This is a genomic window from Pseudomonas sp. MRSN 12121, from assembly GCF_000931465.1.
Taxonomy (GTDB): Bacteria; Pseudomonadota; Gammaproteobacteria; order Pseudomonadales; family Pseudomonadaceae; genus Aquipseudomonas.
Genome location: NZ_CP010892.1, coordinates 6,452,563 through 6,475,403, shown reverse-complemented (window position 1 = coordinate 6,475,403; position 22,841 = coordinate 6,452,563). Strand labels below are relative to the sequence as shown.

Sequence of the window (22,841 nt, the reverse complement as noted above, 5' to 3'; positions counted from 1 at the left end):
GACGGGTTCCTCACAGCGAAATTCGGTTCATGTAGTTACCGAACGCCTGCAGGTAACGCGGGATCGGAATCAGAAAGGCGTCGTGGCCCTGTGGCGCGTCGATTTCCAGGTAGCTGACGTCCTTGCGTGCCGCCATCAGCGCGTCCACCAGCTCCCGCGAGCGGGCCGGGGAGAAGCGCCAGTCGGTGGTGAAGGACATCACGCAGAACTTGGCCTTGGCCCCTTCGAAGGTTTTCGCCAGGTTGTCGTCGAAGTTCGCCGCCGGGTCGAAGTAGTCCAGCGCCTTGGTCATCAGCAGGTAGGTGTTGGCGTCGAAACGCCCGGAGAACTCCTCGCCCTGGTAGCGCAGGTAGCTCTCGACCTGGAACTCGACGCTGTGGAAGTCGTAGTTGAGCTTTTCGCTCTTCAGGCCGCGGCCGAATTTCTCGCCCATGGAGTCGTCGGACAGGTAGGTGATGTGCCCGACCATCCGCGCCAGCATCAGCCCGCGCTTGGGGATCACGCCCTGTTCCTGGAACGAGCCGCCGTGGAATTCAGGGTCGGTGAGGATGGCCTGGCGCGCCACTTCGTTGAAGGCGATGTTCTGCGCCGACAGCTTGGGCGCCGAGGCGATAGCCAGGCAATGGCGCACCCGGTCCGGGTAGGTGATGGTCCATTGCAGGGCCTGCATGCCGCCCAGGCTGCCGCCGATCACCGCGGCGAACTGCACAATGCCGAGCCGATCGGCCAGGCGCGCCTGGCTGTGCACCCAGTCTTCCACGGTCAGCACCGGGAAGTCGGCGCCGAACGGCTTACCGGTGTCCGGGTTGATGCTGCTCGGCCCTGTGGAGCCGTTGCAGCCGCCGAGGTTGTTCAGGCTGACGACGAAGAACTTGTTGGTATCGATCGGCTTGCCCGGGCCGATGCAGCTGTCCCACCAGCCCGGCTTGCGGTCGTCGGGGCTGTGGTAGCCGGCGGCATGATGGTGGCCGGACAGGGCGTGGCAGATCAGCACGGCATTGCTCGCCGTGGCGTTCAGCTGGCCGTAGGTCTCGAAGATCAGGTCATAGGCGGCCAGGGAGCGACCGCAGGCCAGGGCCAGGGGCTCGCTGAAATGCGCCACTTGCGGCGTTACCAGACCAACGGAATCGGCGGGAAAGGCAGTTGGCATCGACCCTGCTCTCGTTCAAATGAGGCGTAAGTCTAAAGACCGCTGTTCCCAGCGGCAAGCAAAGGCCGGGGCTGATTTCAGGCCGTTGAAGCGCAGTGGGGCAATCGCGGGCAAGCCTCGCTCCTACAGGGCCGCCTTGCACTGTAGGAGCGAGCGGGCGGCGATCCGACTTGCCCGCGATGAAGGATGACGACGTCAGTTGGACGGGCGCTGTAGTCCCGGCAGGTCCGGCAGCTTTTTCGGTGCGTTGATCCGCACCCGTTTCTGCCGGTTCAGCTCGCCGCTGACCAGGCTGACCTGGCTCTTGGACACGCCGAAGGCCTTGGCCAGGAATGCCATCAGGTAGGCGTTGGCCTTGCCCTCCACCGGCGGCGCGGTGAGGCGGATCTTCAGGCGCTCGCCATGCAGCCCGGCGAAGTCGTCGCTACGGGCCGCAGGTTGCAGGTGGCACTCCAGGATCAGGTCGTCGCCGTCCCAGCGAAAGTAACTCATCAGCGGGGCCGGGTCAGATCAGCAGGCGCAGGATTTCCGGCATCATGGTCATCGCGGCCAGGTTGTTGATCACCAGCATGTCGATCAGCTTGAGCACCATGAACGCCAGGATCGGCGAGATATCCAGGCCGCCCATGCTCGGCAGGATGCGACGGAACGGCGCCAGGGCCGGCTCGCAGATCTGGTTGACCAGCTCGGCGCCCGGGTTGTGGCTGCCCGGGGCGACCCAGGACAGGATCACGCTGATGATCAGGGCGAAGAAGAAGATCTTCAGGAACAGCGCAGTCACGCCGATGATCGACCAGATCAGCAGTTGCACCGGGTTGCCGGTGGTGCCGTAGGTCAGCAGCAGGGTCAGGGCCATCAGCAGCAGTTGCACGAGGATCGCCAGGACCAGCGACGACATGTCGAGGCCGAACAGGCTCGGGATGATCCGGCGCATCGGCTTGAGCAGCGGCTGGGTGGCGCGCACGACGAACTGGCACAGCGGGTTGTAGAAGTTGGCGCGTACCAGTTGCAGCACGAAACGCATCAACACGATCAGCAGGTAGAGGCTGCCCAGGGTTTGCAGCACGTACACCGCCGCAGTGTTCAATCCAATCATCATTGGCTCCTTATTGGCCCAGTTGTTCGGCCATTTCGGCCGAGCGGTGCGCGGCGGCACCCAATGCTTTTTCCACCAGGGCCTCGAAGCCGCTGGCCTGGAACGACTTGATCGCCGCTTCCGTGGTGCCGGCCGGCGAGGTCACGCGACGGCGCAGCTCGGCCGCGTCGACATCGCTGGACACCGCCATGTGCGCTGCGCCCAGGGCGGTCTGCAGGGTCAGTTGCGCGGCGGTTTCCCGAGGCAGGCCGAGTTTCTCGCCGGCGGCGGTCATGGCTTCGATCAGCAGGAAGAAATACGCCGGGCCGCTGCCGGAAACGGCGGTTACCGCGTCCAGTTGCTGCTCCTGTTCCAGCCACAGGACGATGCCCACGGCCGACAGCAGCTCTTCGGCCTGCTGGCGCTGCTGCGCGCTTACCGCGGCGGTGGCGTACAGGCCGCTGGCACCCTGGCGCAGCAGGGCCGGGGTGTTGGGCATGCAACGCACGATCGGCTGCGCGCCGAGCCAGTTGTTCATGCTGGCGCAGGTGATGCCGGCGGCGATCGACACCACCAGCTGGTGCGGCTTCAGGCTCGGGCGCAGGGCTTCGCACACGGCTTTCATGGCCTGCGGCTTGACCGCCAGGACCACCACGTCGGCGCCGTCGATGGCCTCGGCGTTGTCGGCGAACAGTTCAATACCGTGTTCGGCCCGGACCCGGGCGCGGGTTTCGGCGCCCGGGTCGCTGGCGCGGATCTGGCTGGCGTCCAAGCCCTTGGCGCGCAGGCCGCCGATCAAGCTGGCAGCCATGTTGCCGGCGCCGATAAAGGCGATACGAGTCTTGCTCATGACAGGTCCTTATAGAGAGATGGGGCCGCCAGGGTCATGCCTGGCCATAATCACGGGCGCCAAACAAAGCGGTACCGATACGTACCCAGGTGGCGCCCTGGGCGATGGCCGCTTCGAGGTCGTGGCTCATGCCCATGGAAAGTGTGTCGGTTGGCAGGTTCAGGCGTTCGCGCAGGTCATCGTTCAACTGGCGTACGGCGGCGAAGGCGGCATCCTGGGCGGCGCGATCGTCGGTGGGTTCGGGAATCGCCATCAGCCCACGCAGTTTCAGGCGTGGCAGGGCGCCGATGGCGCTGGCCAGGGCCGGCAGGTCGGCCGGGGCGCAGCCGGACTTGCTGGCTTCGCCGCTGACATTGACCTGAATGCAGATGTTCAGCGGCGGCAGGTCGGCCGGGCGTTGCTCGGACAGGCGTTGAGCGATTTTCAAGCGATCCACGGAATGCACCCAGGCGAAGTTCTCGGCGATAGCTCGCGTCTTGTTCGACTGAATGGGGCCGATGAAGTGCCAACTCAAGGGCAGGTCGCCCAGTTCCGCCTGTTTGCCCAGGGCTTCCTGCAGGTAGTTTTCGCCGAAGTCGCGCAGGCCCGCGGCATAGGCTTCGCGCAGGGCGGCGGCGGGTTTGGTCTTGCTCACGGCCAGCAGCTGGATACTTGTTTCATCGCGTTGCGAAGCCTGGGCGGCGGCGCGGATCCGAGCACTAACCAGGGAAATGTTGTCTGCTATCGTGGACATTCGATGTACGCCAGCGGCTCTTGGGTTCGCGGCATTCTACTGGAATTGGGGAACGCTATGGATATCACCGAGTTGCTGGCCTTCAGCGTCAAACAGGGCGCTTCGGACCTGCACCTCTCGGCGGGTTTGCCGCCGATGATCCGCATCGACGGCGATATTCGCCGGATCAACCTGCCGCTGCTGGAGGCGCCGCAGGTGCACGAGCTGATCCTCGCCAGCATGACGGACCCGCAGCGGGCCGAGTTCAAGGCGGCGCTGGAGATCGATTATTCCTTCGCGCTGCCGGGCGTGGCGCGTTTCCGGGTCAATGCCTTCAACCACCAGCGCGGCAATGGCGCGGTCTTTCGCAGCATTCCCGACCAGGTGCCGAGCCTGGACGCGCTGGGCCTGGGCGAGGTGTTTCGCCGGATCAGCGAAGCGCCCCGCGGCCTGGTGCTGGTGACCGGGCCGACCGGGTCGGGCAAGTCCACCACCCTGGCGGCGATGATCGACCACCTGAACCAGCACCGGCACCAGCACATCCTCACCATCGAGGATCCTATCGAGTTCATCCATGAGCCGAAAAAGTGCCTGATCCACCAGCGCGAGGTGCAGCGCGACACGCACAGTTTCTCCAGCGCCCTGCGCTCGGCCTTGCGCGAAGACCCCGATGTGATCCTGGTCGGCGAGCTGCGCGACCTGGAAACCATTCGCCTGGCGTTGACCGCGGCCGAGACCGGGCACCTGGTGTTCGCCACCTTGCACACCACGTCGGCGGCGAAAACCGTGGACCGGGTGGTGGATGTGTTCCCCGCCGAGGAAAAGGCCATGGTCCGCTCCGTGCTGTCGGAGTCGTTGCAGGCGGTGATTTCCCAGGCGTTGCTCAAGCGTGTCGGCGGTGGCCGGGTCGCGGCTCACGAAATCATGCTGGGGACCGCGGCGATCCGTAACCTGATCCGCGAGGACAAGGTGGCGCAGATGTACTCGGCGATCCAGACGGGCGGCGGAGTGGGGATGCAGACCCTGGACATGAGCCTGAAGGCGCTGGTGGGGGCGGGGCTGGTCAGCCTGGAGCACGCCCGGGAGAAGGCGCGGGCGCCGGAGAGCATCTGAGGGTGGAGCGGGAAATGCAATCGCGAGCAATCGGTCGATGCCCGATTGCTCGCGACGGGAGGGATCAGCGCTGCACGATGCGCAGGTTGTTCTGCTCTTTTGGCAGGACCCGCTTGGCTACCACGTAGTTCTTGTCCCAGTAAGGCTTCTTCAGGGTATCGATGGTCACCGACTTGCCGCGACGCGGCGCGTGGATGAAACGATCGTTGCCCAGGTAGATGGCGACGTGGTTGACTCGCCGGCTCTTGAGATTGAAGAACAGCAGGTCGCCCGGCTTGAGGTCCTTGCGCTCGACTTTCTGCCCGTGACCGCTGGCCATGGCATTGGAAGTGCGCGGCAGATCCACCGCGGCGACGTCGTTGAAGGCGTATTTCACCAGGCCGCTGCAATCGAAGCCTTTGCTTGGACTGCTGCCGCCCCAGCGGTAAGGGGTGCCCAGGACGTTGACGGCACGGCTGAGCACGGTGCTGCTCTGCTTGGCCGCCATCTGCGGGACCGCTTTGTTGTTGCTGACGGTGGCCAGGTGAGTCGGGCGCTTGACCGATGGCTTGGTCTTGGCGCTGCTCTTGCTGACTTGGGTCACGTGGGCTTTTGGTGTGAAGCCGTTCACGTAGGGAAGACGTTGCTCACGATTGGTGGCGTGGGCGGCCAGTGGCATCAATAGGCAAATGGTTAGCCATGTCTTGAAAAATGGACGCATTAGGCAAGGCTCATATGGGTTAGCGCGCAACTTTATAACAGCTTTTGTGTCACTTCTCAGGCCGTTGGTCGATTCAACCTGGGAGTCAAATTCGTCGAAGCGGTGGCAAATTGACGCAATTGTCCGACAGAAGTCAGGCAGTACAAGGGTTTCACGGCAGCAACCTTAACATTTGCCACACGTCGGACGCCTGTAAAAAAGTCACAAAGAATCAAAGAAAATTTATCTATCGCATGGAAAGAGGTACTCGATGAACACCTATCGTCCCGACGGTTCGCCCCATGACACCCACAGCAAGGTGATCGGCTACCTGCTCTGGATTTTCGGTTTTACCGGCTCCCACCGCTTCTATTACGGCAAGCCGATTACCGGAACCCTGTGGTTTTTCACCTTCGGCCTGCTGGGTATCGGCTGGCTGATCGACCTGTTCCTGATCCCGGCCATGGACCGCGAGGCGGACCTGCGTTTCACCCCCGGCCCCATCGAGTACAGCGTTGCCTGGATCCTGCTGACTTTCCTCGGGGTCCTGGGCGTGCACCGCATGTACCAGGGCAAATGGCTCACCGGCCTGCTGTACCTGGTGACCGGCGGGCTGTTCTTCCTGGGGGTGCTGTACGACTTCTGGACGCTGAACGACCAGGTGTCGTTGCGTAACTCGCAGCGGGGCTAGATTTCGAGATTGTTATCGCGGGCAAGCCTCGCTCCTACAGGTCCGCGTGATCCGTAGGAGCGAGCGGGCGGCGATCCGACTTGCCCGCGATAAGCAGGCGACGCCGAACTCAGCCCTTGTGGCTGATCCGGCCGTCCACCAGGGTGTAGCGCACCAGGCCCGGCAGGCTATGGCCGAGGAACGGGCAGTTCTCGCCTTTGGACAGCCAGTGTTCGCCAGCGATGGTCGACGTGCTCGGATCGAACAGCACCAGGTCCGCCGGGGCGCCTACCGCCAGTCTGCCGGCCGGCAGGCGCAGGGCGGCGGCCGGGCCGCTGCTCAGGCGGGCCAGCAGGGTCGGCAGGTCGAGCAGGCCGTCTTCCACCAGCGTCAGGGCCAGCGGCAGCAGCAATTCGACGCTGCTGATGCCCGGCTCGGTAGCGCCGAACGGCGCCAGCTTGGCGTCGCGTTCATGGGGCTGGTGATGGCTGGAAATGGCCTGGACCACCCCGGACTTCACCGCCTCGCGCAGGCCTTCGCGGTCGGCGCGCGAACGCAGCGGCGGCTGGACGTGATAGAGGCTGGAGAAGTCGATCAGCGCATCGTCGGTGAGGATCAGCTGATACAGCGCGACATCGGCGGTCACCGGCAGGCCGCGGGCCTGGGCCTGGGCGATCAGGGCCACGCCCCGGGCGCTGGTCAGCTGGCTGAAGTGAGCGCGCACGCCGCTTTGCTCCACCAGCAGCAGGTTGCGGGCCAGGGCCACGGTTTCCGCGGTCTCCGGGATGCCCGGCAAGCCGAGGAAGCTGGCGGTGGCGCCTTCGTGGGCCAGGCCGCCTTCGGCCAGGTCACGGTCCTGGGAGTGGAAAATCACTGTCAGGTCGAAGGTCGCCGCGTATTCCAGCGCCCGGCACAGGGTGCGGGTGCTGCGGAAGCTTTCCAGGCCGTCGCCGAAGGCCACGCAACCGGCGTCGCGCAAGGCGATGAGCTCTGCCAGCTGTTCACCGTCCAGGCCTTTGCTCAATGCACCGATCGGAAACACCTTGGTGTTGCCGGCTTCGCGGGCGCGATCGAGGATCAGCTCGGCCACCGCCGAGGTGTCCAGCACCGGCTTGGTGCGCGGCGGGCAGCACAGGCTGGTGACGCCACCGGCGGCGGCCGCGCGGGTTTCGCTGGCGATGGTGCCTTTGCGGCTGTAGCCCGGTTCGCGCAGGGAGACGTTGAGGTCCACCAGCCCCGGGGCGGCCACCAGGCCTTTGGCGTCGATGCTTTCGACTGCGTTGAAACCGGCCGGGGCGGCGCCGATGGCGACGATCTTGCCGGCTTCCAGGTGGATGTCGCTGACTTGATCCAGGCCGCTGGCCGGATCGATGACACGGGCGCCGAGAATGCTGAGCTTCACTGGGCGTTCTCCTGCTCGAATTGTCGCTGGGCGGTCTGCCCGCTCATGGCCATGGACAGTACGGCCATGCGTACCGCGATGCCGTAGGTCACCTGGTTGAGGATCACCGAACGCGGGCCGTCGGCCACCGCCGATTCGATCTCCACGCCGCGGTTGATCGGCCCCGGGTGCATGACGATGGCGTCCGGCTTGGCGCCGGCCAGGCGCGCGGTGGTCAGGCCGAACAGGCGGTAGAACTCGCCTTCGCTGGGCAGCAGGCCGCCCTGCATGCGTTCGCGCTGCAGGCGCAGCATGATCACCACGTCGACGTCTTTCAGGCCTTCGGCCATGTCGGTGTAGACCTTCACCCCGTACTGCTCGATGCCGATCGGCAGCAGAGTCTTGGGCGCGATCACGCGGATGTCCGGGCAACCCAGGGTCTTGAGGGCCAGCATGTTCGAGCGCGCCACCCGCGAGTGCAGGATGTCGCCGACGATGGCCACCGAGAGGTTCTCGAAGCCGCCCTTGTGCCGGCGGATGGTGAGCATGTCGAGCATGCCCTGGGTCGGGTGGGCGTGCCGGCCGTCGCCGCCATTGATGATCGCCACCTGCGGGCACACATGTTCGGCGATGAAGTGCGCGGCGCCGGAATCGCCGTGGCGCACGACGAACATGTCGGCGGCCATGGCTTCGAGGTTGCGCAGGGTATCGAGCAGGGTCTCGCCCTTGCTCGCCGAGGAGGTGGACACGTTGAGCGTGATCACGTCCGCCGACAGGCGCTGGGCCGCCAGTTCGAAGGTGGTGCGGGTGCGGGTGGAGTTTTCGAAGAACACGTTGCACACGGTTTTACCGCGCAGTAACGGGACCTTCTTGACCGCCCGGGCGCCGACTTCGAGGAAGGAGTCGGCGGTGTCGAGGATTTCCGTCAGCAGCTCGCGAGGCAGGCCATCGAGCGAGAGGAAGTGGCGCAGCTGGCCCTGATCGTTGAGCTGCAGCGGGCGCTTGGCGTCTAGAGGCGTCATCGCAATGGACTCTTGGGAGGGCGAATTAAAGGGCGAGGTCCTGGAGTTCGAGTTGAAGCGGCGCAGGACCGGACAATTTTACCCGCTCGTGGGCCGCCAGCGACAGGGTGGCGCCGACCACATTCGGACGAATCGGCAGTTCGGCGGCGTCCAGGTCGAGCAGGCAGACCAGGGTCACGCTGGCCGGGCGGCCATAGTCGAACAGTTCGTTGAGGGCGGCGCGGACGGTACGGCCGCTCATCAGCACGTCGTCGATCAGCACCAGGTGCTGGCCTTCGATCTCGAACGGCAGTTCGGAAGGGCGCACCTGCGGGTGCAGGCCGTTCTGGCTGAAGTCGTCGCGGTAGAAAGACACATCCAGCGTGCCCAGCGGTGCGTCGCTGCCCAGTTCGGCGAGCAGCGCCTGGGCGACCCAGACGCCGCCGGTGCGGATGCCGATATAGCGCGGCTCGCTGATGGCGCGGTGTTCCAGGTGGGCAGTGAGACGCACGGCCATCTGGCTGATCAGTTCGGCGGGGTTGGGCAGGCTCATGATTGCTCCTTCGTGGGCTCGCGCCTGGTTGCATCCGGCAAAAGGCGCTGGGGCTTACGGCGGGTGGGTGGCCAGGAGGCGCGTGGCCGGGGTCGACCACGCATCTTCAGGATTCGGCGTTTCAGTTGTTCAACAGCGCTGCGTTTTCGTCGAGCCAGCCTTGCAGCAGCAGGGCGGCGGCGATGGCGTCGACCGGGTTGTCGCGGTAACTGCCTTTCTGACCGCCGCGGGCCAGGCGTTCGCCCTTGGCCTCGAAGGTGGTCAGGCGTTCGTCATGGGTATAGAAGGGCAGGTTGTAGCGCCCGTTGAGGCGCCGGGCGAACTTCTCGGCGCGCACGCACATCTCGCTCGGGGTGCCATCCATGTTCAGCGGCAGGCCCACTACCACGGCGTCCGGCTTCCATTCCTTGATCAGGGCTTCGACCTGGTTCCAGTCCGGGACGCCGTTCTGCGCCTTCAGGGTGCACAGCTCGTGGGCCTGGCCGGTAATGGCCTGGCCCACTGCCACGCCGATCTGCCGGGTGCCGTAGTCGAAACCGAGGATCAGTCGCAGGGCCATCAGGCGTGGCCTGCCTGGCTGGTCAGCAGGGCGAGGTTGACGCCCAGGTGCCGGGCCGCCGCTTCCAGGCGCAGTTCGCTGGTGGTGTTGAACAGGATGTCGGCGTCGAACGGGCAGGTCAGCCAGGCGTTGTCCGCCAGTTCGGCTTCCAGTTGCCCGGCTTCCCAGCCGGCATAACCCAGGGCGATCAGGCTCTGGGCCGGGCCGACGCCGTCGGCGATGGCGAACAGCACGTCCTGGGAGGTGGACAGCGACACGCCCTCGAGCTCGACCGTGGCCTGGAAGGTCGGGCCGCTGGGATGCAGGACGAAGCCGCGGTCGGTCTGCACCGGGCCGCCCGTGAAGATCGGTACGTGCTGGCACAGGGCTGGCGGTTCGATCTCGGGGCGCAATTGCTCGAGGATGTCGGCGAGGTTCAGGTCCTGCGGACGGTTGACCACCAGGCCCATGGCACCATTGGCATTGTGCTCGACGATGTAGGTCAAGGTGTGCGCAAAGTTCGGGTCGGCCATGTGCGGCATGGCGATCAGGAAGTGATGCTTGAGGTAGCTGGGGCTGACGTTTTTCATGAGCGCTAGTGTGGCGGCGCAGGGGCGAACTGACAAGCTGGGGATGTGGCGGAATCTGGCGGGCTGGGCAACGGTGTTTGGCTTGGGATCTATCGCGAGCAAGCTTCGCTCCTACAGAGTCCGCTTATTTCTTTTGTAGGAGCGAGGCTTGCCCGCGCTAGCGTCGGGCCAGACAGCCACGCCCCATCAATTGCTGGACAGCTTGTCGCCGCGGGCGAACTTCCAGGTGCGGATGATTTCCAGGCGGTCGATATCCGACAAGTCGCCGGTAAAGGGCGCGAACGGTGCCGCCAGGCGCACGATGCGCTGCGCCGCCTGGTCCAGCAGCGGCTGGCCGGAGGATTCCAGCACCAGCACCTCGTACAGCGAACCGTCGCGGTTGATCGACACCATCAGCCGCAGGTTGCCGTAGATCTGCTTGCGCCGGGCTTCTTCCGGGTAATTGAGGTTGCCGATGCGCTCGACCTTCTTGCGCCACTCGTCCTTGTACCAGGCGCCCTTGTCGCGCATGGTCGAGGCCGCGCTCAGGCGGTGGATGCGCGGGCGCTTGGCGTACAGCTGCTGCTCCTGGGCCAGCTCGGCCTCCAGGCTGGCGATGTCGCTGGACAGCTGCGAGCTGTCGAACGTCGGCGCGGGAACCTTGGGTTTCGCCTCGGTCTTGACCTCTTCACGCTGGGTGACGGTCTTCTTCGGTTTCGGCGCAGTGGTGGCGACCGCGGCCTTGGGCGCGGCTTCCTTGGGTTCGGTCTTGGCCGGAGGCGGCGGGGTGACCTTGTTCACCTTGTTTTCCTGGAACGGCGCCACCTCGGTGGTCTTGGGGATCGCCTTCTTGTCCAGGGTGCCACTGCCTTCCTGGTTTTCCTGGGCCAGGAAATCGGCCTTCTTCGGCTTGGTTTCGCTCTTGAAGGTGGCCAGGGTGATTTCCAGGGTCTTGCTGATCTGCTTGGGTTCGGCGAAGGAGAAGCCCAGGCCGAGAATCAGCGCGATGTGCAGCAAGGCGGCCAGGAACAGGGTAAATCCCAGGCGATCGGCCGGGCGCACGCCGCTGTGGGCCAGCTCGGGAGGCAGATCGGCAGGGAGAGTCATCGGCGGCTTAACATCACAAAAGGCATCACAGAACCAACATCGCGCGTTTCACAGGCGGCGCATGATAACGCAATGTTGGTTTGTGCTTGGCGGTTCTGGATCAACGCGCCTTGAGCTTCTGATCGATGGCATCCATCAGCATGGCGCCGATGTTGGTGCCGAAGGCGTTGTCGATCTCGCGGATGCAGGTCGGGCTGGTGACGTTGATTTCGGTCAGGTGCTCGCCGATCACGTCGAGCCCCACGAACAGCAGGCCCTTCTCGCGCAGGGTCGGGCCGACCTGGGCGGCGATCCAGCGGTCCTTGTCGGTCAGCGGGCGGGCTTCGCCACGGCCGCCGGCGGCGAGGTTGCCGCGGGTCTCGCCGATGGCCGGGATGCGTGCCAGGCAATAATCCACCGGCTCGCCGTCGATCATCAGGATGCGCTTGTCGCCGTCGACGATCGCCGGCAGGTAGCCCTGGATCATGATCTGCTGCTTGCCATGCAGGGTCAGGGTCTCGAGGATCACCGACAGGTTCGGGTGGCCGGTGGTATGGCGGAAGATCGACGAGCCGCCCATGCCGTCCAGGGGCTTGAGGATCACGTCGCCGTGATGGTCGGCGAATTCGCGCAGCACGTCCGGGCGACGGCTGACGATGGTCGGCGGGGTGCACTGCGGGAACAGCGTGGCGAACAGCTTTTCATTGCAGTCGCGCAGGCTCTGCGGCTTGTTGACCACCAGCACGCCGTCGCGCTCGGCCTGCTCCAGCAGGTAGGTGGAGTAGACGAACTCCATGTCGAACGGCGGGTCCTTGCGCATCAGGATCACGTCCAGATCGCTCAGGGGGCTGTCGATCTCGGCGTCCAGTTCGAACCACTTCTGCGGGTCGGCGAATACCTTCAGCGGACGCATCCGCGCCCGCGCCACGCCACCGGTCGCCTGGTACAGGTCCTTCTGCTCCATGTAGAACAGGGTCCAGCCGCGTTCCTGGGCGGCCAGCAGCATGGCCAGCGAGCTGTCCTTTTTATAGGAGATGCTGGCGATGGGGTCCATGACAATCCCGACGCGAACGCTCATGGGCGGTTTCCTCGAAAATTAGTGGGCGCAATGGCTTGAAAAAGTGGCGTCAGAGTGGCGCCCGGGCGGTCCCCGGTCAAGGAAAAACCACCGCGCCGGTCGGCCGATAGATTGCATGGGGAGAGTATGCTAAAAAGGCTCGCATGCCGGGCCCAGGCCTTGAACATCAAGGGCTTGGGGCCTCGGCCGGCGGTACGGGCAGGGAATCGATTCACGGTGGCGACGGTAGAGCAGATATGGAACAGCAATCCAGCGCCCTCAAGGTGATGGTGATCGACGATTCGAAGACGATTCGCCGCACGGCCGAAACGCTGCTGAAGAATGCCGGGTGCGAAGTCATTACCGCGGTCGACGGTTTCGAGGCCCTGGCCAAGATCGTCGACCATCATCCGGGCATCATCTTCGTCGACATCATGATGCCGCGGCTCGATGGCTATCAGACCTGCGCGCTGATCAAGAACAACAGCGCGTTCAAGTCCACGCCGGTGATTATGCTGTCCTCCAGGGACGGCCTGTTCGACAAGGCCAAGGGTCGCATCGTCGGCTCTGACCAGTTTTTGACCAAGCCTTTTAGCAAGGAAGAACTGCTGAGCGCGATCAAGGCCCATGTGCCGGGGTTCGCCGCAGTAGAACAAGCACATTGAGGTCCGGCCAGCGGGCCGCACGCCTATTCGTATGGGGAAGACCATGGCTCGTATCCTGATCGTCGACGACTCGCCGACCGAAATGTACAAACTGACCGGCATGCTGGAAAAGCACGGCCATGAAGTCCTCAAGGCCGAGAACGGTGCCGATGGCGTGGCCCTGGCGCGCCAGGAAAAGCCCGATGCCGTGCTGATGGACATCGTCATGCCGGGCCTCAACGGTTTCCAGGCCACGCGCCAGCTGACCAAGGACGCCGAGACCAGCCATATCCCGGTGATCATCATCACCACCAAGGATCAGGAAACCGACAAGGTCTGGGGCACGCGCCAGGGCGCCAGGGATTACCTGACCAAGCCGGTCGACGAAGACACCCTGATCAAGACCCTGAACAACGTCCTGGCCGGCTGACCGCCCGCGCCATGGCCGAGTCGCAAACCGCCTTCGAACTGCTGCTCGAGATCGACCGGCGCTGCCGCCTGCTGGCCGCCGACCTGCCCTCCCAGGAAACCCGCCAGCACGGCTGGAGCGGCATCGGTTTCCGTCTTGGCGAGCGCTGGTACGTCGCGCCGATGGGCGAGGTCAGCGAAGTCCTGCACGAGCCGCGCTACACCCAGCTGCCTGGGGTCAAGCCCTGGGTCAGGGGCGTAGCCAACCTGCGCGGGCGGCTGCTGCCGGTGATGGACCTGTGCGGATTCTTCGGCCACGAACTGTCGGCCTTGCGCAAGCAGCGGCGCGTGCTGGTGGTCGAGCACAAGGACATCTTCGCCGGCCTGATGGTGGATGAAGTGGCCGGCATGCAGCATTTCGCGCCGAGCAGCCTGGAAACGACCGCCGACGGTAGCGAACAGGGCGCCATCACGCCGTACCTGCGGGGGTATTTCCCGTGTGAGCCGGTGTGGTGGGTCTTCAGTCCCTTCGCCCTGGCGCAGTCGCCGGGGTTCCTGAATGTGGCAGTTTAATGTTGTAGGCGCGGGGCTTGCCCGCGAAACGGATGGCGCGGCTCACCGCATGAGGTTCATTGCGGGCAACGGAACAACGGGAATCCAGCTGTGCAGATACTGAAAGCCAACCCAGGCAAGCCAATGGAAGGATCGCGCAGCCGCTCGCAGATCATCGTGCTGTTCATCGCGCTGATCGTGTTCATCATGCTGCTGTTCGCCAACTTCGCTTACCTCAACACCCAGGCTACCTACGACAAGCAGTACATCGGCCATGCCGGCGAGCTGCGGGTGCTGTCCCAGCGCATCGCCAAGAACGCCACGGAAGCCGCCGCCGGCAAGGCCGCGGCATTCAAGCTGCTGGGCGATGCGCGCAACGATTTCGCCCAGCGCTGGGGCTACCTGAAAAAAGGCGACCCGGCCACCGGGCTGCCCGCCGCGCCGATCGCGGTGCGCGAGGAAATGCACGCCGTGCAGCAGGACTGGGACAAGCTGCTGCACAACGCCGACGCGATCCTGGCCAGCGAACAGACGGTGCTGTCCCTGCACCAGGTGGCCGCGACCCTCGCGGAAACCGTGCCGCAGTTGCAGGTCGAGTATGAAAAGGTCGTGGAAATCCTCCTCCAGCGCGGCGCCCCGGCGGCCCAGGTGGCCATGGCGCAGCGCCAGTCGCTGCTGGCCGAGCGCATCCTCGGTGCGGTGAACACCGTGCTGGCGGGCGACGAGAACGCGGTGCAGGCCGCCGATGCCTTCGGTCGCGACGCGGCGCGCTTCGGCCAGGTGCTCAGCGGCATGCTCCAGGGCAATCCGAGCCTGAAGATCAGCCAGGTCGAGGACCGCGACGCGCGGGCGCGCTTGACCGAGATCAGCGAGCTGTTCCAGTTCGTTTCCGGCTCGGTGGACGAAATCCTCGAGACCTCGCCCGAGCTGTTCCAGGTCCGCGAGTCGGCGAGCAATATCTTCAGCCTGTCTCAGACCCTGCTCGACGAAGCCTCGCGCCTGGCCATCGGTTTCGAGAACCTGGCCGGCGGGCGTTCGCTGGACACCATCGGCGGTTATGTCCTGGGCTTGGCCGCGCTGGCCTCGATCATCCTGATCGGCCTGGTGATGGTCCGCGAAACCAATCGCCAGTTGCACGAAACCGCGGAGAAGAACGAACGCAACCAGAACGCGATCATGCGTTTGCTGGACGAAATCGAGGACCTGGCCGACGGCGACCTGACGGTGACCGCTTCGGTGACCGAGGACTTCACCGGCACCATCGCCGACTCGATCAACTATTCCGTCGATCAGTTGCGCGACCTGGTGGCGACCATCAACCTCACCGCCGGTCAGGTCGCCGGGGCGGTGCAGGAAACCCAGGCCACCGCCATGCAACTGGCCGAAGCCTCGGAGCATCAGGCCCAGCAGATTTCCGAAGCCTCGATGGCGATCAACGAGATGGCCCAGTCGATCGACCAGGTGTCGGCCAACGCCGCCGAGTCTTCGGCGGTGGCCGAGCGCTCGGTGGAGATCGCCAACAAGGGCAACGAGGTGGTGCACAACACCATTCACGGCATGGACAACATTCGCGAGCAGATCCAGGACACCGCCAAGCGCATCAAGCGCCTGGGCGAGTCGTCCCAGGAAATCGGCGATATTGTCAGCCTGATCGATGACATTGCCGACCAGACCAATATCCTGGCGCTCAATGCGGCGATCCAGGCGTCCATGGCCGGGGATGCCGGGCGCGGTTTCGCGGTGGTGGCCGACGAGGTGCAGCGCCTCGCGGAGCGTTCTTCGGCGGCCACCCGGCAGATCGAGAACCTGGTGCGGGCGATCCAGACCGACACCAACGAGGCGGTGATCTCCATGGAGCAGACCACCTCGGAAGTGGTGCGCGGTGCGCGGCTGGCGCAGGATGCGGGGGTGGCCCTGGAGGAAATCGAAGGCGTCTCCAAGACCCTGGCGGCGCTGATCCAGAGCATCTCCAACGCGGCCCAGCAGCAGACGTCGTCGGCCGGACAGATATCCTTGACGATGAACGTGATCCAGCAGATCACTTCACAGACTTCGTCCGGCTCGACCGCGACGGCCGAAAGCATCGGTAACCTGGCGAAAATGGCCAGCCAACTGCGGCGCTCGGTGTCCGGCTTCACCTTGCCGGCGAGTCGCGAGCAGACGCCGCGGGAAAACCGCTGAGGCCGGAGCACGATTTCGATGGGAATGGTTATGGGTGGCCGGCACGACTATGTGGCCCTGGAGTGGGTCAAGGGCGAAATTGCCGAAACGCTGAAGCAGGCCCACCAGGCGCTCGATCGCCTGGTCGACGAGCCGCAGGCGGTGGCGGCCCTCGACCAGTGCCTGGAGTGCATCCATCAGGTCCATGGCAGCCTGCAGATGGTCGAGTTCTATGGCGCGGCGCTGCTCGCCGAAGAAATGGAAGCCCTGGCCCAGGCGCTGCGCGAGTCCCGCGTGGCCCAGCGCGACGAGGCGATCTACCTGCTGCGCCAGGCCATCAGCCAGTTGCCGCAGTACCTTGAGCGGGTGCAGGGCGCGCGCCGCGACCTGCCGCTGGTGGTGCTGCCGCTGCTCAACGACCTGCGCAGCGCCCGCGGCGAAAGCCTGCTGACCGAAACCAGCCTGTTCAGCCCGCAACTGCCGGACCTGCCGCCGCTGGACGAGGCGACCCTGGACCGCCTGGCGCCCCCCGACCTGACCATCCTGTTGCGCAAGTTGCGGCACATGTTGCAGACCGCGCTGGTCGACTTGCTGCGCGAGCAGGACGTGAAGGCCAGCCTGGGCTACATGGCCAAGGTGTTCGAACGTCTCCAGGGGCTTTGCCAGGACGCGCCGCTGGGGCCCTTGTGGCAGATCTCCCTGGCGCTGGTGGAAGGCATCGGCAGCGGCGCGATCGCCAACAGCCCGGCGGTGCGCAGCCTGCTCAAGGATGCCGACCGCGAACTCAAGCGCCTCTATGAACAGGGCATCGCCGGGATCAACCAGCCGGCCCCGGACGAACTGCTGAAAAGCCTGCTGTTTTACATCGCCAAGGCCCGTTACCCCACCGCGCAGATGCAGACCATGAAAGACGCCTACGGACTCGATGACGCTGTGCCCGACAACGCCCTGGTCGATCAGGAGCGCGCCCGCATGGCCGGTCCGGACCGCGACGCCATGCGCTCGGTGCTGGCGGCCCTGTGCGAGGAGCTGGTGCGGGTCAAGGAGCGCCTGGACCTGTTCGTGCGCAGCGACCGCCAGCACGCCTCGGACCTGGACAGCCTGCTGGCGCCCCTGCGGCAGATCGCCGACACCCTGGCGGTGCTGGGCTTCGGTCAGCCGCGCAAGGTGATCATCGACCAGCTCGCCGTGGTGCTGAGCCTGGCCCAGGGCCAGCGCGAGCCGAACGACGCAGTGCTGATGGACGTCGCCGGGGCCTTGCTGTACGTCGAGGCGACCCTGGCCGGCATGGCTGGCCCGGCCGAGCCCGAGAGCCGCGAAGACAGCCGCCTGCCGACCACCGACCTGACCCAGATCCATCAACTGGTGATCAAGGAAGCGCGGGTCTGCCTGCAGCAGGCCAAGGATCTGATCGTCGACTACATCGACGCCGGCTGGGAGCGCGAACGCTTGCAGCCGCTGCCGGAGTTGCTGACCCAGGTGCGCGGGGCCCTGGCGATGATTCCCCTGGGCCGGGCGGCGGGCCTTCTGCAAGCCTGCGTCGGCTTCGTGCGCGAACACCTGTTGCTGGATCCGCGCCGGCCGGGCTGGCAGCAACTGGACAGCCTGGCCGACGTGATCACCAGCCTCGAGTATTACCTCGAGCGCCTGAGCGACGATCACCAGGCGCCGGGGGAGAAGATCCTCGACGTCGCCGAACAGGGCCTGGCCGCGCTGGGCTATACGCCGGATGTAGCGGTGGCGGACGACCAGGTGCCGCTGCTCAGCGATGTGCTCAGCCCCAGCGAAGCCCTGGTGATGCAGGACCTGCAGGAGCTGGACAGCCCGGAAGTGGTGCAGTCCCTGGCCGAGGTCCTGGCCAGCCCGGTCTCGGTGCTCAACCCGCCGGCGCTGGACACTCCGGACAGTCTATTGCCGCCGCCGGGCGATGAAGATCCGGTGGACGACGAGTTGCGCGAAGTCTTCCTCGAGGAGACCGATGAGGTGCTCGACGTGCTGCGCGAGTACCTGCCCCTGTGGGTCGCCGATCCCCATGGCAAGGCGGCGCTGGGTGAGCTGCGGCGGGCCTTCCACACCCTCAAGGGCAGTGGGCGCATGGTCCGCGCGCTGGTGTTGGGCGAGCTGGCCTGGGCCGTGGAGAACCTGCTCAACCGGGTGCTGGAGAACAGCGTCGAGCCCGGGCCGTTGGTGCGGCAACTGCTTGAAGACGTGTTGCAACTGCTGCCCGAACTGGTCGACGAATTCGCCGCCCAGGCCCAGCGCCAGCGCGACGATGTCGACCGGCTGGCGGCCCGCGCGCATGCCCTGGCCCGGGGCGAGGCGACGCTGGCGGACGAAGTGCAGGACGGGCTCGATCCGCAGTTGCTGGAGATCTTTCGCAACGAGGCCGAAACCCATCTGGAGAGCCTCAAGCGTTTTCTCGAGCGCGCCGCCGAGCACCTGCCCCTGCAGGCCAGCGACGAATTGCAGCGGGCCCTGCATACCCTCAAGGGCAGCGCCCATATGGCCGGTGTGCTGCCGATCGCCGAGCTGGCGGCGCCGCTGGATCTGTTGGCGCGGGAATACCGTGCGCACCTGATGGCCCTGGACCTGGACGAAATCGAGCTGCTGCAAGAGGCCGAAGGCCTGTTCCGCCGTGGCCTGCAACAGCTGGGCAGCGACCCGCTGGCGCCCATCGACGGCGCCGCCGACCTGGTCGAGCGGGTCCGGGCACTGACCGCCGCGCGCCTGGCCAGCCTGCTTGAGGCCCCCAACACCGGGCTACGGGTCAAGCGCGATGCGCAATTGATCAGCAACTTCCTGGCCCAGGGCATGGACATCCTGCTGGACGCGGAGAACCTGCTGCGCCGCTGGCGCCAGCACCCGGGCGAGCGCCAGGAACTGAGCGACCTGCTGGACGAATTGACCACCCTCGGCGAAGGCGCGCACCTGGCGGACCTGCAACCGATGGACGAGCTGTGCGAGGCGCTGCTGGACCTGTACGGCGCGGTGGAAGAAAGCAGCCTGGTGGTCGGCGAGCGCTTCTTCCACGAGGCAGAAAAGGCCCACGAAGCCTTGATCGACATGCTCGACGAACTGGCCGCCGGGCAGGAAGTCAGCCCGCAACCGGCGCTGATCCGCGCGCTGCACGAACTGCTGGAGGAAGGTCTCGACCCGGCGGCCATGGGGTTGATCCGCAGCGATGGCAGCCGCACCCTGAGCATCACCGACCTGACCCGCGCTACCGCGCAAATGCAGCACGAGGCGCAGAGCGAGGTGGCGGGACCGGACGCGGAAATCGTGGCGATCTTCCTCGAAGAGGCGGTGGATATCCTCGACAGTGCCGGCCAAGCCCTGCAGCGCTGGCTGGCCGACCCGGACAACGGCGCGCCCTTGTCGTCCCTGCAGCGCGACCTGCATACCCTCAAGGGCGGCGCGCGGATGGCCGAGGTCGGGCCGGTGGGCGACCTCGCCCAGGAGCTGGAAAACCTCTACGAAGGCCTGGTGGATCGCCGTTATCAGCATGGCGAGGCACTGGCCGACCTGTTGCGCCGCAGTCATGAGCAGTTGGCGCTGCTGTTGCAGCAATTGCAGGCGCAGCAAGCCTTGAGCGATCCGAAGGCGCTGATCGAGACGATCCGCGGGTTCCGCCAGCGCAGCGGGGTCGCCAGCGAGCTGCCCGAGACGGCGGTGAGCGATGACGCGGCGGCGCACGATCCGGAACTGCTGGAGATCTTCCTCGAAGAAGGTTTCGACATTCTCGACAGCTCCGGTGCGGCCCTGGCGCGCTGGCAGGCCGAGCCGAGCAGCCGCCAGGAAGTGGAAACCCTGCTGCGCGACCTGCACACCCTCAAGGGCGGTGCGCGCATGGTGGAAATCGCACCGATCGGCGACCTGGCCCACGAGCTGGAGTTTCTCTACGAGGGCCTGTCCAGTGGCCTGTTGCAGGCGACGCCGGCCCTGTTCGGCCTGTTGCAGAAGAGCCATGACCGGCTGGCGCAGATGCTCGACGCCGCCCGCGCTGAACAGCCGATCAAGCCGGCCGAGAGCCTGATCGAGGCGATCCGCGGCTTCACCCATCCGGTGCAGGCCGCAACGCCGCCCCTGGTGCTGCCGGACCTCTCGCCGCCGGGCAAGCCCGAGCCACCGGCGGCGCCGGCAGAGGCCGGGGACATGGTCAAGGTCTCGGCCGAGCTGCTCGACGACCTGGTCAACCTGGCCGGGGAGACGTCGATCTTCCGTGGACGCATCGAGCAGCAGGTCAACGATGCGCGGGTCGCCCTGAACGAAATGGAGACCACCATCGAGCGTATCCGCGACCAGCTGCGGCGCTTGGACACCGAAACCCAGGGGCGGATTCTCAGCCGCCAGCAGGTCGAGGCCGAACGCCTGGGGTACGAGGAATTCGACCCGCTGGAGATGGACCGTCATTCGCAGTTGCAGCAACTGTCGCGGGCCTTGTTCGAGTCGGCGTCCGACCTGCTCGACCTCAAGGAAACGCTGGACCGGCGCAACCAGGACGCGGAGAACCTGTTGCAGCAGCAGGGGCGGGTCAACACCGAGCTGCAGGAAGGCCTGATGCGCACGCGCATGGTGCCGTTCGAGCGCCTGGTGCCGCGCCTCAAGCGCATCGTCCGGCAGGTGGCCGAGGAGCTGGGCAAGGACGTGGTGTTCAGCGTCGGCAATGCCGAGGGCGAGATGGACCGCAACGTCCTGGAGCGCATGGTCGCGCCCCTGGAGCACATGCTGCGCAACGCCGTCGACCATGGCCTGGAGTCCGCCGAAGTGCGCCGCGCCGCGGGCAAGCCGGAGCAGGGGCGGATCACCCTGGACCTGTCCCACGAAGGCGGCGATATCGTCTTCGACATGCGCGACGACGGCGCCGGGGTGCCGCTGGAGGCGGTGCGGCGCAAGGCGATCAAGCGCGGCCTGCTCGACCCCAACGCCGAGATCAGCGACCGCGACGTGCTGCAATTCATCATGCAGCCGGGGTTTTCCACGGCGGAGAAGATCACCCAGATTTCCGGGCGCGGGGTCGGCATGGATGTGGTCCATGAAGAGGTGCGCCAGCTCGGCGGCTCGATGACCATCGACTCGATCCCGGGGCAGGGCGTGCATTTCCGCATTCGCCTGCCGTTCACCGTGTCGGTCAACCGGGCGCTGATGGTGCAGTGCCAGGACGAGCAGTACGCGATTCCGCTGAACACCATCGAGGGCATCGTCCGGGTCGTGCCCCACGAACTGGAAAGCTATTACCAGCTCGATCCGCCGCACTACGAATACGCCGGCCAGCGCTATGAGCTGTGCTATCTCGGCGAGCTGCTGCACACCGTGCCGCGGCCGAAACTGTTGGGCCAGAGCCTGCCGCTGCCGGTACTGCTGGTGGACTACAACGAACACCGGATCGCGGTTCAAGTGGACGCCATGGCCGGCACCCGGGAAATCGTGGTCAAGAGCCTGGGCCCGCAGTTCGCGGCGGTGCAGGGCTTGTCCGGGGCGACCATCCTCGGCGATGGCCGGGTGGTGCTGATTCTCGACCTGCTGGCACATATCCGCGCCTTGCAGGCGCGGCCACCGGCGCCGCGGGCGGTGGATGACGAAGCGCCGGCGGAGGCCGCACCGCTGCGGCCGCCGCTGGTGCTGGTGGTCGACGATTCGGTGACGGTGCGCAAGGTCACCAGCCGCCTGCTGGAGCGCCACGGCATGAACGTGCTGACCGCCAAGGACGGGGTCGACGCCATGGCGCTGCTGCAGGAGCACACCCCGGACCTGATGCTGCTGGACATCGAAATGCCGCGCATGGACGGTTTCGAGGTGGCGCAGCAGGTGCGCGCCGACCCGCGCCTGCGGCAGTTGCCGATCATCATGATCACCTCGCGCACCGGGCAGAAACACCGCGACCGGGCGATGGCCATCGGCGTCAACGATTACCTCGGCAAGCCTTACCAGGAGTCGGTGCTGCTGGAGAGCATCGCCCAGTGGAGCAGACCCCATGCATGACTACCGCGCCAGCTTCCTCACCGGGCTGCTGCTGCCCCTGGCCGACCGCACCCTGATCCTGCCCAATGTCGCCGTCGCCGAGCTGATCGACTACCAGCGCGGCGAACCCGCCAGCGACGCGCCGCCCTGGTACCTGCGCGCGGTCGCCTGGCGTGACCGCCAGCTGCCGCTGATCAGCTTCGAGGCCGCCTGCGGCCAGCCCCTGGCCATCGGCGAACGCGCGCGCATCGTCGTGCTCAACACCCTGGGCGGCCGCGAACGCCTCAAGTTCATCGCCCTGGTAATCCAGGGCATCCCGCGCTCCTGCCGGCTCGACAGCCAGCTCAGCTACGTCGATGTGCCATTGGCACCGCTGGAGAAAGCGGCGGTGCAGGTGGGGGAGCAGGTGGCGAAGGTGCCGGATTTGCTGGGGTTGGAGGAGATGCTGGTGAAGGCGGGGTTGTCCTAGGCCTTTCCGAAGAACTGATCGTTACCCAAAAGGCCTTGCCCCGCCTCAGCCGCGGCACCTGTAGCCGCTGTCGAGCCTTAGCGAGGCTGCGATCGACTGCGCAGCAGGCGCAGGGATCTCGAAACCGCAGGAGGACCTTCGGTCCTATCGCAGCCTCGCCAGGGCTCGGCAGCGGCTACAGGGGGGCATAGGAACGGCCCTGCGCCCTTCGATCAT

At 65.8% G+C, this 22,841-nt stretch carries 21 protein-coding genes; 8 read left to right on the top strand and 13 right to left on the bottom strand.

From position 1 onward, the window contains the following. Positions 1-10 precede the first annotated feature (10 nt). The 5 genes from TO66_RS29555 to TO66_RS29535 form a co-directional block, all read right to left on the bottom strand. Positions 11-1,150, bottom strand: coding sequence for a homoserine O-acetyltransferase (locus TO66_RS29555; protein ID WP_044465573.1), 1,140 nt, complete (start codon positions 1,148-1,150; stop codon positions 11-13). A 195-nt stretch (positions 1,151-1,345) separates the two neighbouring features. Beyond that, positions 1,346-1,642 (bottom strand): DUF167 domain-containing protein, encoded by a 297-nt coding sequence (locus tag TO66_RS29550; protein ID WP_044465572.1) that lies wholly within the window; start codon positions 1,640-1,642, stop codon positions 1,346-1,348. 13 nt (positions 1,643-1,655) lie between these two features. Then, positions 1,656-2,246, bottom strand: coding sequence for a YggT family protein (locus tag TO66_RS29545; protein WP_044465571.1), 591 nt, complete (start codon positions 2,244-2,246; stop codon positions 1,656-1,658). A gap of 10 nt (positions 2,247-2,256) precedes the next feature. Further along, complete coding sequence (gene proC / locus TO66_RS29540) at positions 2,257-3,075, bottom strand: pyrroline-5-carboxylate reductase (RefSeq protein WP_044465570.1); 819 nt, start codon at positions 3,073-3,075, stop codon at positions 2,257-2,259. 34 nt (positions 3,076-3,109) lie between these two features. Then, positions 3,110-3,808 carry a YggS family pyridoxal phosphate-dependent enzyme gene (locus TO66_RS29535; protein WP_044465569.1) on the bottom strand — a complete coding sequence of 233 codons (699 nt, stop codon included), beginning with the start codon at positions 3,806-3,808 and terminating at the stop codon, positions 3,110-3,112. 57 nt (positions 3,809-3,865) lie between these two features. Between TO66_RS29535 and TO66_RS29530 the strand changes: the two genes are divergently transcribed. After that, complete coding sequence (locus TO66_RS29530; protein ID WP_044465568.1) at positions 3,866-4,900, top strand: type IV pilus twitching motility protein PilT; 1,035 nt, start codon at positions 3,866-3,868, stop codon at positions 4,898-4,900. 64 nt (positions 4,901-4,964) lie between these two features. On the opposite strand, the gene TO66_RS29525 is transcribed toward TO66_RS29530, so the two are convergent. Then, the gene (locus TO66_RS29525) at positions 4,965-5,600 is read right to left on the bottom strand and encodes a C40 family peptidase (protein ID WP_044465567.1); all 636 of its coding nucleotides are present in this window, start codon (positions 5,598-5,600) and stop codon (positions 4,965-4,967) included. A gap of 250 nt (positions 5,601-5,850) precedes the next feature. On the opposite strand from TO66_RS29525, the gene TO66_RS29520 reads away from it, so the two are divergent. Further along, positions 5,851-6,270: a TM2 domain-containing protein gene (locus TO66_RS29520; protein WP_044465566.1), complete on the top strand. Its 420-nt coding sequence runs from the start codon at positions 5,851-5,853 to the stop codon at positions 6,268-6,270. Between the two features lie 109 nt (positions 6,271-6,379). On the opposite strand, the gene TO66_RS29515 is transcribed toward TO66_RS29520, so the two are convergent. The 7 genes from TO66_RS29515 to gshB all read right to left on the bottom strand — a co-directional run bounded on the left by TO66_RS29515 (position 6,380) and on the right by gshB (position 12,455). Further along, a complete protein-coding gene (locus tag TO66_RS29515; protein WP_044465565.1) occupies positions 6,380-7,651 on the bottom strand; it encodes a dihydroorotase in 1,272 nt (423 codons plus the stop codon). Further along, positions 7,648-8,652, bottom strand: coding sequence for an aspartate carbamoyltransferase catalytic subunit (locus tag TO66_RS29510; RefSeq protein ID WP_044465564.1), 1,005 nt, complete (start codon positions 8,650-8,652; stop codon positions 7,648-7,650). Before TO66_RS29510 ends, TO66_RS29515 begins: the two co-directional genes overlap by 4 nt. Before the next feature lie 25 nt (positions 8,653-8,677). Further along, positions 8,678-9,184 (bottom strand): bifunctional pyr operon transcriptional regulator/uracil phosphoribosyltransferase PyrR, encoded by a 507-nt coding sequence (pyrR, locus tag TO66_RS29505; RefSeq protein ID WP_044465563.1) that lies wholly within the window; start codon positions 9,182-9,184, stop codon positions 8,678-8,680. Positions 9,185-9,305: 121 nt separating this feature from the next. Further along, positions 9,306-9,743, bottom strand: coding sequence for a Holliday junction resolvase RuvX (gene ruvX / locus TO66_RS29500; protein WP_044465562.1), 438 nt, complete (start codon positions 9,741-9,743; stop codon positions 9,306-9,308). Then, positions 9,743-10,312, bottom strand: coding sequence for a YqgE/AlgH family protein (locus tag TO66_RS29495; protein WP_044465561.1), 570 nt, complete (start codon positions 10,310-10,312; stop codon positions 9,743-9,745). Before TO66_RS29495 ends, ruvX begins: the two co-directional genes overlap by 1 nt. 186 nt (positions 10,313-10,498) lie before the next feature. Continuing rightward, complete coding sequence (locus TO66_RS29490; RefSeq protein ID WP_044465560.1) at positions 10,499-11,398, bottom strand: energy transducer TonB; 900 nt, start codon at positions 11,396-11,398, stop codon at positions 10,499-10,501. A 100-nt stretch (positions 11,399-11,498) separates the two neighbouring features. Next, positions 11,499-12,455, bottom strand: coding sequence for a glutathione synthase (gshB, locus tag TO66_RS29485; RefSeq protein WP_044465559.1), 957 nt, complete (start codon positions 12,453-12,455; stop codon positions 11,499-11,501). A 236-nt stretch (positions 12,456-12,691) separates the two neighbouring features. On the opposite strand from gshB, the gene pilG reads away from it, so the two are divergent. The 6 genes from pilG (at position 12,692) to TO66_RS29455 (ending at position 22,625) form a co-directional block, all read left to right on the top strand. Then, positions 12,692-13,099, top strand: coding sequence for a twitching motility response regulator PilG (pilG, locus tag TO66_RS29480; RefSeq protein ID WP_044465558.1), 408 nt, complete (start codon positions 12,692-12,694; stop codon positions 13,097-13,099). A gap of 43 nt (positions 13,100-13,142) precedes the next feature. After that, a complete protein-coding gene (gene pilH, locus TO66_RS29475) occupies positions 13,143-13,508 on the top strand; it encodes a twitching motility response regulator PilH (protein ID WP_011336365.1) in 366 nt (121 codons plus the stop codon). Between the two features lie 11 nt (positions 13,509-13,519). Continuing rightward, complete coding sequence (locus TO66_RS29470) at positions 13,520-14,059, top strand: chemotaxis protein CheW (RefSeq protein WP_044465557.1); 540 nt, start codon at positions 13,520-13,522, stop codon at positions 14,057-14,059. Between the two features lie 123 nt (positions 14,060-14,182). Further along, the gene (locus TO66_RS29465; RefSeq protein ID WP_227698254.1) at positions 14,183-16,219 is read left to right on the top strand and encodes a methyl-accepting chemotaxis protein; all 2,037 of its coding nucleotides are present in this window, start codon (positions 14,183-14,185) and stop codon (positions 16,217-16,219) included. Positions 16,220-16,249: 30 nt separating this feature from the next. Then, positions 16,250-22,177, top strand: a complete 5,928-nt coding sequence (locus TO66_RS29460; protein ID WP_044465556.1) for an Hpt domain-containing protein — start codon at positions 16,250-16,252, stop codon at positions 22,175-22,177. Further along, on the top strand, positions 22,170-22,625 hold the full coding sequence (locus tag TO66_RS29455; protein ID WP_044465555.1) for a chemotaxis protein CheW: 456 nt from the start codon (positions 22,170-22,172) through the stop codon (positions 22,623-22,625). Before TO66_RS29460 ends, TO66_RS29455 begins: the two co-directional genes overlap by 8 nt. Positions 22,626-22,841 lie beyond the last annotated feature (216 nt).

Excerpts from the sequence above, each read along its gene's own strand:
- TO66_RS29555 (WP_044465573.1), bottom strand. The coding sequence starts at position 1,150 with ATGCCAACTGCCTTTCCCGCCGATTCCGTTGGTCTGGTAACGCCGCAA.
- TO66_RS29550 (WP_044465572.1), bottom strand. The coding sequence starts at position 1,642 with ATGAGTTACTTTCGCTGGGACGGCGACGACCTGATCCTGGAGTGCCAC.
- TO66_RS29545 (WP_044465571.1), bottom strand. The coding sequence starts at position 2,246 with ATGATTGGATTGAACACTGCGGCGGTGTACGTGCTGCAAACCCTGGGC.
- proC (WP_044465570.1), bottom strand. The coding sequence starts at position 3,075 with ATGAGCAAGACTCGTATCGCCTTTATCGGCGCCGGCAACATGGCTGCC.
- TO66_RS29535 (WP_044465569.1), bottom strand. The coding sequence starts at position 3,808 with ATGTCCACGATAGCAGACAACATTTCCCTGGTTAGTGCTCGGATCCGC.
- TO66_RS29530 (WP_044465568.1), top strand. The coding sequence starts at position 3,866 with ATGGATATCACCGAGTTGCTGGCCTTCAGCGTCAAACAGGGCGCTTCG.
- TO66_RS29525 (WP_044465567.1), bottom strand. The coding sequence starts at position 5,600 with ATGCGTCCATTTTTCAAGACATGGCTAACCATTTGCCTATTGATGCCA.
- TO66_RS29520 (WP_044465566.1), top strand. The coding sequence starts at position 5,851 with ATGAACACCTATCGTCCCGACGGTTCGCCCCATGACACCCACAGCAAG.
- TO66_RS29510 (WP_044465564.1), bottom strand. The coding sequence starts at position 8,652 with ATGACGCCTCTAGACGCCAAGCGCCCGCTGCAGCTCAACGATCAGGGC.
- pyrR (WP_044465563.1), bottom strand. The coding sequence starts at position 9,184 with ATGAGCCTGCCCAACCCCGCCGAACTGATCAGCCAGATGGCCGTGCGT.
- ruvX (WP_044465562.1), bottom strand. The coding sequence starts at position 9,743 with ATGGCCCTGCGACTGATCCTCGGTTTCGACTACGGCACCCGGCAGATC.
- TO66_RS29495 (WP_044465561.1), bottom strand. The coding sequence starts at position 10,312 with ATGAAAAACGTCAGCCCCAGCTACCTCAAGCATCACTTCCTGATCGCC.
- TO66_RS29490 (WP_044465560.1), bottom strand. The coding sequence starts at position 11,398 with ATGACTCTCCCTGCCGATCTGCCTCCCGAGCTGGCCCACAGCGGCGTG.
- gshB (WP_044465559.1), bottom strand. The coding sequence starts at position 12,455 with ATGAGCGTTCGCGTCGGGATTGTCATGGACCCCATCGCCAGCATCTCC.
- pilG (WP_044465558.1), top strand. The coding sequence starts at position 12,692 with ATGGAACAGCAATCCAGCGCCCTCAAGGTGATGGTGATCGACGATTCG.
- pilH (WP_011336365.1), top strand. The coding sequence starts at position 13,143 with ATGGCTCGTATCCTGATCGTCGACGACTCGCCGACCGAAATGTACAAA.
- TO66_RS29470 (WP_044465557.1), top strand. The coding sequence starts at position 13,520 with ATGGCCGAGTCGCAAACCGCCTTCGAACTGCTGCTCGAGATCGACCGG.
- TO66_RS29465 (WP_227698254.1), top strand. The coding sequence starts at position 14,183 with ATGGAAGGATCGCGCAGCCGCTCGCAGATCATCGTGCTGTTCATCGCG.
- TO66_RS29460 (WP_044465556.1), top strand. The coding sequence starts at position 16,250 with ATGGGTGGCCGGCACGACTATGTGGCCCTGGAGTGGGTCAAGGGCGAA.
- TO66_RS29455 (WP_044465555.1), top strand. The coding sequence starts at position 22,170 with ATGCATGACTACCGCGCCAGCTTCCTCACCGGGCTGCTGCTGCCCCTG.